This window comes from Duganella sp. SG902 (genome assembly GCF_013376005.1).
GTDB lineage: Bacteria > Pseudomonadota > Gammaproteobacteria > Burkholderiales > Burkholderiaceae_D > Rugamonas.
Window position 1 is genome coordinate 1 of the sequence record NZ_JABMJK010000037.1, and the last position, 2,978, is coordinate 2,978.

The following is a 2,978-nucleotide window of genomic DNA, read 5'->3' on the forward strand; positions in this document are numbered from 1 at the left end:
ACTCAAAATACTGACAGTATTTCTTGTTGAGCATTTAATGCTTTTTGTTGCAGCATCAAACGCCCACATTTATCGACTGTAATTTTTTAAAGATCTGTACTGCTTGCTGAGGATCGTTGTGTCCGTCAGCGAAGAGATGAGATTATGCTGTACGGCATTGATTCCGTCAACCCTCTTTTTTCGTTTGCTACAATCGCCTCCTTCGATTTCGATAGAAAGCAACAATGAGCAACACGTTTAAACGCGGCGGTTTCAGCTCCAGCTTCGGCGTGCTGGCCGCCACCCTGGGTTCGGCCGTCGGCCTCGGCAATATCTGGAAGTTCCCGTCCCTGACCGGCGCCAACGGCGGCGCCGGCTTCCTGCTGATCTATCTGCTGGCCACGCTGGTGATTGGCCTGCCGGTCATGATCGCCGAGATCACCATGGGCCGCGCCGCCAAGACCGACCCGATCACCACGCTGCAAAAGCTGTCGCCGCAAAAAAGCCTGCCCTGGTGGCTGGTCGGCGCCGCCGGCATGCTGGCGGCCTTCCTGATCCTGTCTTTTTATTCCGAAGTGGTGGCCTGGGTGTTCGCCTATGTGTTCAAGGCCATCGGCGGCAGCATCCTCAGCAGCGATCGCCACGTGACCGAGGGCGCTTTCGGCGCGCTGATCGGCGACCCGGTGCAATCGCTGCTGTGGCAATGGGGCGTGCTGCTCCTGATCGGCGGCATCCTGCTGATGGGCGTGACCAAGGGCATCGAAGGCATCACCAAGAAATTGATGCCGGTGCTGTTCCTGCTCTTGCTGCTGCTGTGCGCCGTCAGCCTGACGCTGCCCAAGGTGGCGGAGGGCCTGGCCTTCCTGTTCAAGCCCGACTTCAGCAAGATTACCGCCGGTGTGATCCTGACCGCCATGGGCCTGGCTTTCTTCAAGCTGTCGCTGGGCATGGGCACCATGATGACTTACGGCTCCTACTTCCGCGACGACCAGAACATCCCGGCCACCACGGTGCGCGTGATGCTGGCCGACCTGTTCGTCTCCATGCTGGCGGGTATCGCCATCTTCCCGGCGGTGTTCACGTTTGGCTTTGAACCCTCGGCCGGCCCGTCGCTGGTGTTCATCACCATACCAGCGGTGTTCTCGCAGATTCCCGGTGGCCAGTTGCTGATGATTGCCTTCTTTGCGCTGGCCTCGGTGGCCGCGACTGGCGCCATGCTGTCCATGATGGAAGTGCCGGTGGTGATTTTGCATGAACGCCGGGGCATGAGCCGCGCCAAAGCCACGCTGCTGACCATCGCCGCGCTGATGGTGCTGGGCTCGACCTGTGCGCTGACCAACAACGTGCTGGCCGACTTCAAGCTGTTCGGCATGAATATGTTCGACCTGTTCGACTTTGCCTCGTCGAATGTGCTGCTGCCGCTGGGTGGCATTTTGCTAGCGTTGTTTGTGGGCTGGGTGTGGGGCCGCGACAACTTCCAGTGCGCGCTGTCCAACCAAGGCGCGCTGTCCAACGTCACAGTCACGAAGGCGGTGTTTTTCCTGCTGCGCTACGTATCGCCTTTGCTGATCCTGGTCGTCATGCTGAAAGGCCTCGATCTGTTCTGAGACGCCGTTATATACTGGCCGCACCGTGACGAACTCAGGGTGCGCGATGAACCAGAGCGAGGTCCCCGTAGTGCCGATGCCGACGATACTGATCGTCGATGACTCCCCGTCCTACCTGGCCGCGCTGCTGGACCGGCTGGAGCGGCACGGCTTCCTCATCGTGCTGGCGCAAACCGCGGCCGAGGGCCTGATGCGCGCCGAGTTTGCCGACCCGGACCTGATCCTGCTCGACGTGGTCATGCCCGACATCGATGGCTTCGAAGCTTGCCGCCGCCTCAAGGCCGGCAAGAAGACCAAGGATATCCCGGTCATTTTCATGACCGGCCTCACCGATCCCAAGCAGAAAGTCACCGGCTTCGACGCCGGCGGCGTGGATTACATCACCAAGCCATTCCAGATCGAGGAAGTGCTGGCGCGCATCAACACCCACCTGGCGCTGCGCCGCGTCAACCGTGAGTTGCAGGACACGATCGCCACGCTGGCCAAGGCGCGCGAAGACCTGGTGCGCAACGAGAAGCTGGCCGGGCTGGGCGCGCTGGTGGCCGGCATCGCGCACGAACTGAACACGCCGATCGGCAACAGCCTGATGGCATCCACCACCTTCGAGATGCAGACCGATGAAATCAGCCGGCACCTCAGCGGCGAAGGCGGCGTCACGCGCAAGGAGTTCGCGCAGTACATCGAGAACGCGCGGCTGTCGGTCGACATCCTCAGCCGCAACCTGCACCGCGCGGCCGACATCGTCACCAACTTCAAGCAGGTGGCGGTGGATCAGACCAGCTCGCAACGGCGCAGCTTCCTGCTGGATGAAGTCATCGCCGGCAACCTGCTGACGCTGCAGCCCACCATCAAGCGCACGCCATTCGTGATCCGCCAGCAGGTGCCGCCGGACTTGATGATGGAAAGCTACCCCGGCCCGCTGGGCCAGGTGGTGACCAACCTGATCAACAACGCCATCGTGCATGGCTACGAGGGCCGCAGCGAGGGGCTGATCGCGGTCAGCGCGCAATTGTCAGCGCAGGGCTGGGTGACGCTGAGCGTGGAAGATCACGGCGTCGGCATCGCCAAGGAAGATTTGCCGCGCATCTTCGATCCGTTTTTTACGACCAAGATGGGCGTCGGGGGATCGGGACTGGGATTGAATATCGTGCACAACATCGTCACCGAGATCCTCGGCGGGCGCATCGATGTCAGCAGCGAGATGGGGGGCGGCTCGTGCTTTACGCTCACGCTGCCGATGTCGGCGCCGCTGAAATGAAAAAGGCCCGCACAGTACGCTGAGCGGGCCTAATTCGGTATAACTAGCTTGACGATAACCTACTTTCACACTGGTTGCAGCACTATCATCGGCGTAGAGTCGTTTCACGGTCCTGTTCGGGATGGGAAGGGGTG

2 protein-coding genes are annotated in these 2,978 nt (G+C 60.9%); both read left to right on the forward strand.

Translation table 11 applies throughout. The features are described 5' to 3' along the window. Positions 1 to 224 precede the first annotated feature (224 nt). Positions 225 to 1,586: a sodium-dependent transporter gene (locus tag FHW83_RS30335; protein WP_176650095.1), complete on the forward strand. Its 1,362-nt coding sequence runs from the start codon at positions 225 to 227 to the stop codon at positions 1,584 to 1,586. A 46-nt stretch (positions 1,587 to 1,632) separates the two neighbouring features. After that, on the forward strand, positions 1,633 to 2,844 hold the full coding sequence (locus FHW83_RS30340) for a sensor histidine kinase (protein ID WP_176650096.1): 1,212 nt from the start codon (positions 1,633 to 1,635) through the stop codon (positions 2,842 to 2,844). Positions 2,845 to 2,978: the final 134 nt, after the last annotated feature.

Coding starts and splice junctions, on each gene's coding strand:
- FHW83_RS30335 (WP_176650095.1), top strand. CDS start 225: ATGAGCAACACGTTTAAACGCGGCGGTTTCAGCTCCAGCTTCGGCGTG.
- FHW83_RS30340 (WP_176650096.1), top strand. CDS start 1,633: ATGAACCAGAGCGAGGTCCCCGTAGTGCCGATGCCGACGATACTGATC.